Annotated in this window: 4 protein-coding genes; all 4 read right to left on the bottom strand. The window is 42.2% G+C overall.

Going from position 1 to position 6,260, the window contains the following annotated elements:
- Positions 1–289 precede the first annotated feature (289 nt).
- A complete protein-coding gene (locus AB1L08_RS21190) occupies positions 290–1,642 on the bottom strand; it encodes an alanine/glycine:cation symporter family protein (protein ID WP_413066597.1) in 1,353 nt (450 codons plus the stop codon).
- A 1,527-nt stretch (positions 1,643–3,169) separates the two neighbouring features.
- The gene (locus tag AB1L08_RS21195; RefSeq protein WP_413066598.1) at positions 3,170–3,613 is read right to left on the bottom strand and encodes a DUF8743 domain-containing protein; all 444 of its coding nucleotides are present in this window, start codon (positions 3,611–3,613) and stop codon (positions 3,170–3,172) included.
- Positions 3,549–5,630 (bottom strand): DUF2357 domain-containing protein, encoded by a 2,082-nt coding sequence (locus AB1L08_RS21200; protein ID WP_413066599.1) that lies wholly within the window; start codon positions 5,628–5,630, stop codon positions 3,549–3,551. Before AB1L08_RS21200 ends, AB1L08_RS21195 begins: the two co-directional genes overlap by 65 nt.
- A gap of 14 nt (positions 5,631–5,644) precedes the next feature.
- Positions 5,645–6,260, bottom strand: a 616-nt coding sequence (locus tag AB1L08_RS21205; RefSeq protein WP_489686538.1) for a DUF8727 domain-containing protein, incomplete at its 5' end; no start/stop codon positions are given.

Consider the following 6,260-nt stretch of genomic DNA (forward strand, 5'->3'; position numbering starts at 1 on the left):
TGGCTAACAGTTCCTACTGCCAAGCCTGTAGTGGACTTTCACCACCAAGTTATAGCCCATGCCGGGCGCACTAAAAAGAGACCGCAAGTGCGGCTAACACTTACGGTCTGTCGCCTCTCGAGGGTCAACTTAAATAGACCAACCCTGAAACTTGTGAGGTCTCAAGGGGGACTATTTCTTTTTGCCTTGAGACAGTAAGACGATTAATGCGCCGAAGGCGGTCATGAGTAATAAAAAAATTAAAAAGCCTGATGAAACTCAAGCATGGCTTTCATCAGGCCTTTCTCTTTTAAGCTACTTCCTTTCTCTCCTCTTTAATCTTACTGCGTAAACGCTTTGTCTCAAGGACAATGATTCCGGATAATCCAAGAAGTCCGATTAAGTTAGGGATAGCCATTAAACCATTTAATACGTCTGCTAGCGCCCAAACAACGTCCAGTTTCGCGGTTGCACCAACAAAGATAAACAGAACAAAGATGACCCGATATATCTTAACGGCAGTTGGATTATCAATAAGGTATTGGAAACATTTCTCTCCGTAATAACCCCAACCTAATATAGTCGAAGACGCGAAGAAGATAATGCCAATAGAAACGAGCACTGGTCCTATATCCCCAAGAAAAGTTCCCCATGCGGCAGAAGTTAGTGCTCCCGCTTCGATGGAAGTGTCTTTCCATAGCCCGGACATCACAATTGTTATACCCGTGATGGAACAAATAACAAGTGTATCAAACAATACTTGAGTCATGGATACTAATGCTTGCCTTCCAGGAATATCTGTTCTGGCTGCAGCAGCGGCAATAGGTGCTGATCCGAGACCCGCTTCGTTTGAGAACAATCCGCGAGCGATCCCAAAGCGAATAACTGCACCGATTGCACCACCAGCAGCTGCTTCACCAGTGAATGCAAATTTAAAAATAGTAGCAAATGCTTCCGGAATAAGTGTTAAATTAGATAGCATTATGATTAACCCGCCAATTAAATAAAATAAAGCCATGATTGGAACGAAGAACGACGTAACTCGTCCAATCCATTTAATTCCGCCAAGAATAACCAATCCAGCAAAAAGAACGAGAACAATTCCAGATACCCAGTGGGGGATGGAGAACGTATTGGACATAGCATCGGCTACCGCTTTTGATTGGGTTCCGTTTCCGATCCCAAATGCCGCAAATGCACCGAAAATAGCAAAGAGGACGCCGAGCCACTTTTGTTTGAGACCGTGCTCAAGATAGTACATTGGCCCTCCAGCCATTTCACCTTTGGAATCTTTGACACGGTATTTTACCGCCAAAATTGCCTCCCCATACTTTGTCGCCATTCCAAAAAATCCGGCCAGCCACATCCAGAAGACTGCACCTGGTCCACCCAAAGTTACTGCTGTAGCAACTCCAACAATGTTGCCCACCCCAACGGTTGCGGCCATTGCTGTCATAAGTGCCTGGAAATGAGTAATGTCTCCTTCCGATTTCTTATCCTGATTTCTCGAGAAAACTAATTTTAACGCGTATGGCAATAATCCCACTTGCAATGCGCCAAGTCTGAAGGTGAGAAAAATACCTGTTCCAACGAGAAGAATTAATAGTGGTGGCCCCCAAACAATACCGCCTGCCTTATCAAGAAACGCTTCAAATGCTTCCATTCTATATCCCTCCCATTTTTATTTATAATTAGCGAGGATAATAGAAAATTAAATGTTCATTTTAACCCAATACGCAAGCGCTTACATTTTCAATCTTGTATTATCCTCTTTGAATCTTTTCACCCCCCATCCCCATTGTTTGAATATTACATCACCATGTGTGAAATGTCAAGATCGCCTTTTTTCTTCTTTAGGTATCAAGATTTTCTCGATATGGTTATAAGGTCCATGTGTCCGGCACTCCACCAACTGAACCTGGTTCCATCATATTACCTCCTACGTTTATCCCACACCTATGTTACTATCCTTGCTTCAGAACCTTCGGCGAAAAACAAAAATGGTCAGCTGCTTCATCTGTCGGCTTCCAAGTATCTTCCGTTACGGTTCTTACTAATAATATCTGATGTATTGCTTTCTAAATATTGTACTTCAATAAATGCCAATGATTCTGGTTCATTTCTCAACCATTGCTTTATTTCGTTCATATTTCTATATTCCGTTTCGGAAAGGATTTTTTCCCATATAGGTGAATGTAAATATCATAGGCAAGTTTCTTAGATAATGTTCCATTAAAGGACGAACCTCCCTTTCCGAGTCTAACCCGCCGTTTCCGCAGCCCAGTATTGAAAAGAAATAGAGATAATGCCTTTTTCCGCATAAGTATCTACTGGACAGTCAAAAGTTCTCAGCTTTAAGAAGCCTGTGAATCCGCGTCGTAATCAGAGAATTCTTGATTGGCTTGAATTATTTTGGTTATGGATAAATGTGGGTTACGAGCAAACATGCGAAAAATAGATTTGCGCAAATAAACTATGACCGTTGCTTCGGAAACAATGGTCTTGGAGGGAGTTCTCAAGTAACGGAAAAAGAATCCGGGTACATAGGACGAATAGCGTACAGCGGTCAGTTGCAAAAGGCCCGTGGCGATATAACTACACACGACATAGCCTTCAATGGCCTTGACCGTCAAACTGTACGAGCAATAATCCGAAACCTCGGATTCAGTCCGAGATCTTCAGCTTTTTGACGAGACATTAATAAAATGGCAGCTGCTCCGTCAGTTTCGATGTCAACATACATTTTGGCAAGCCAAACAGTAAAAACAAACACAACCTTAACTAATCTGTCCCCTTTTTTGTTAAAAAAAATATTTGAAAAGGAATTCAGATTTTATCCACCCTGATATTTTGTTTTTTGTTTCTGTCAACATCCATACCGGAAATTCAAACCAAAAAATCTGATTTTTCCTCCATTGACTACATGGGCCTATGATAGAGGAGCCATTTTCTAACTTTCGTTATTACCTCGCTCATGTTTTGACAAAAACCATTCCAATCAAAAAAGCATAAACGGTTTTCGATTTTTCCCTTCTCCGAACACAATATCTCCATAAAGATCTCAGGATCGTATTTACTTTCCATCTCATGCTCTCAGCATCAGAATGATGATTCTTAACAGACGCCCATTCGGAAATAGTCACAAATCTCATGCCCCATGGCAAATGGCGATCAGCGGGTAAAATCCCCTTTAAACAAATATCGCCTCTTTGATCACTTTGAACACAAAAGCAGGACTCGTTCTCAACATTTCCAACGGGACCCGCTCCCTGACTTCATCTCCATGCCATACGCAAATTTCCTGTTTTTTCAAATCCATCACAACCGCATTATACCCGATTTGGTACGCTTGGATTTTGCTTGCACGGTCCACCAGTTTTTCGTCCAATTCTGTCCGAACCTCTGTCGTAAACCTCCGAAGCATCCGCCACAACTTCACTTCTTCGCCAAATTTCATATATAACTCAGGGAGCTCTTTTTCCTGGAACAACATATTTTTCGTCGTTACAATATATGTCTGAATGCCGTATCCAACAGGGCGGATCGGCTCTTGCAGCGTTTGCCAACGTTCAATATAAAACCGAACGACCGTCCTGCCAGCTGCTGCAGAAATGTCCACCCGAAATTTCGCCATAAAACTGTATGCCGTTTTCGGAACCGGTCTTTTTCGCCGCACTTTGTGTCATATACAGCGCCAACAGCTTTGACTTTTGCCATTCTCCTTTCAGCGAGCGGGCCTCGATCTCAAAATATCTATTTCTCTTGAATTGCCAGTAACGATCCCCATCATTGACTGTCCCGACGAGGACGGTTTCTTCCAGTTGAGATTCCCAATGGGAAACGGAGCCGCGCGGCAAAATGCCCTCTTGCTGAAGTTCCTCGGGATTGCTTTCGATCAAGCACTCAATAAAACGTTCCACAAGCTTTGTTGCACTCGGCAAAAAAGGAAGTCCGCCGATATTGACTTCATCAATACTTTGATAAAAGGTGTGCTTTTCATAATTGTCTTCATCAAACCACGGAAACAATACGTAAGCGCCAAAAGCATACCGTTCATACGGCCCATTCTGCTTCACAACATGGGCATCCCGATAGCGGTGCATCGTATTAATATCGTCTTCCAAAGGACCGGGCTCATCACCGGAAAAATCGATCCGGTATTTCGCATCAAAAATATAGTCATACGTATAGCTTTTGCCTTTTTTCTCAATTTCCAGCATAATGTCCGGCTTTTGCTTGACCGTTGGAAGCTTGCGTGCACTTTTTTGAAAAGATAAAGTAATTTTTTCCCCTGTTTGCGGGTGTCTGAATACCTGCTTCAGTTCTTTGTCCTGAACGAGATCGACAAACAGCTGCCCATGCCTGGCCAATAACACATTTTGAGTTACAGGTTCATATAGGTTCCTCAATATTTGTCCGATTTTCAAGTACGTCCAATATTCATAAAGGGTCGCCACATCTTTTACCGACATTTTTAACAGTTCACCTTGCAGCATTAACCCCCTTGTCACAATCAAATAAATGCGGAAAGCATCCCTGTACCCCGTCTTCATTTGCATGACCATATTCAGGACACTTTGCCGGATCGTTCCCAATCGGGACCAAAACGGCTTTTTCAAATAGCGGTTTAGTTTCAAAATCATCGTTTCTATTTTTTGAATCAGCAAGTCATCTGCAGGAATATCGTACATGCCGACAGGTTCAAGCACCCTTCTTTTTAAATCCGTTAATTGATGGACAAGCCGCTCCATCATCCATTTCACAAAGCGGTTTTCAACCGTATCAAATGTCAACGACTTTTTAACATGCAATCCTTTCTCCGGCAACATCGTTTTCCCCGACAAAAGGATTCCGCGTTCATGCTCATGGAACAAATGCGGATGCTTTCTAAAGTAGTTTCTCCCTCTTTGGTCGAGACGTTTTATTCGATGCGCACGTACGATTTCATAATCTGTCGTCAATTCATGATGCGGTTGCGCTTCAATGCGATCAATGGCCAGGCAAAATGACGGAAAATAATGCTCCACAAGGCGAAAGAATTCTGTCGGTGACGGCTTCTCAGAAAGGGTTGATCTCGCGCCCAGATACGTTTTTTTGATAAAATGAAAAGCCAAGTTATAGATTTCTTCGTTTACTTCCTGTAATAATCGAAGATAATCTTCTTTATAATTTAATTTGGAGGAAAAAATTTCTAACGTCATCTCGAGCAATTTTTCCCGGTCTGCATAAATAGAAAGCGTGGTTAAACCCACTTCGTTCATAAACTGCACATTCCCCATCATGATTTGATGAGGTTCCTTCCCTACATACGTGATTGCATTACGAATTCCGGGATGTTCATGAAAAAACATGAGTTTCTGATCTGTTTTCGGAGTAATAACGAGCTGGTACACTCGATTTTCAGAAAAGATCGGGGCAAACCCTTTTTCTGTTACTGGCTTTAACTGATCCGCTTCCACATCGTACAGCTCAATACTTTCTATATGTTGACCTTCATAGCGGCATACCATCGTTTCCCGTTCCAATTCCGCCCTTTTTTGGTATTGCTGCAAGCTTTCATATCGTTCATCATAGGGAACGCCCTTCATATACAATGAAAAGTCGTTCGTTTCTAAGACCAACAATTCTTTCGTTTCTTTAAAAGGATTCACCGGCTTTTCACTCCTTACATATTCCAAAAAGAAGTAAAGCCTTCACGTTCTGCCTTCCTGATCATGCCATCAATTTTAGCTGCGGATTTAGGAAAAAGGCTTTCCTTTTCTATATCAAAACTTTGATTTTCTTCCCACGCATGCCTTGTACAAAATGCAAACAAGTCTTTTAATATCTGTTCGGTCTCTTGACTGTTTCCCGAAAGCCGCGGCAAAATCTTCTGGTGAAGCTGCAAATCAAACGCCTTTTCTTTTTCCATCAATTGGCTTAGCTCATTATAAATCATATAAAAGCAAATCTCATCACGAACCCGATAGCCAAAATGGAGCCTCTCTCGCTCCAAAATCCCGTTCACCTCAACGAGCGAGTTCGTCACATTGCGAATCAATTCCTCATGCTCTGCAAAAGCATCTTTTAACGTCATAAACTCCCCTGCCAACTGTTCGTTCGATACAACAGCTGCCTTTGGCTCCTCCATTTGCTCAAAGATGGAGAAATTGGCCAATTGAACATCGTTATACTCAATCGTATTCGCCCGATCTAACACCTTCGTGTCAAAAGTAATATCTAATGACGGTTGTTTCGGAAACGATACTGACGGTGAAAAATACCTTTTGTAACCGACATGG

The organism is Siminovitchia jepli (assembly GCF_047228825.1).
Lineage (GTDB): Bacteria > Bacillota > Bacilli > Bacillales > Bacillaceae_C > Siminovitchia.

What these genes read in the sequence shown, in the direction of transcription:
- AB1L08_RS21195 (WP_413066598.1), bottom strand. Translation starts at nt 3,613, where the DNA reads ATGGCGAAATTTCGGGTGGACATTTCTGCAGCAGCTGGCAGGACGGTC.
- AB1L08_RS21190 (WP_413066597.1), bottom strand. Translation starts at nt 1,642, where the DNA reads ATGGAAGCATTTGAAGCGTTTCTTGATAAGGCAGGCGGTATTGTTTGG.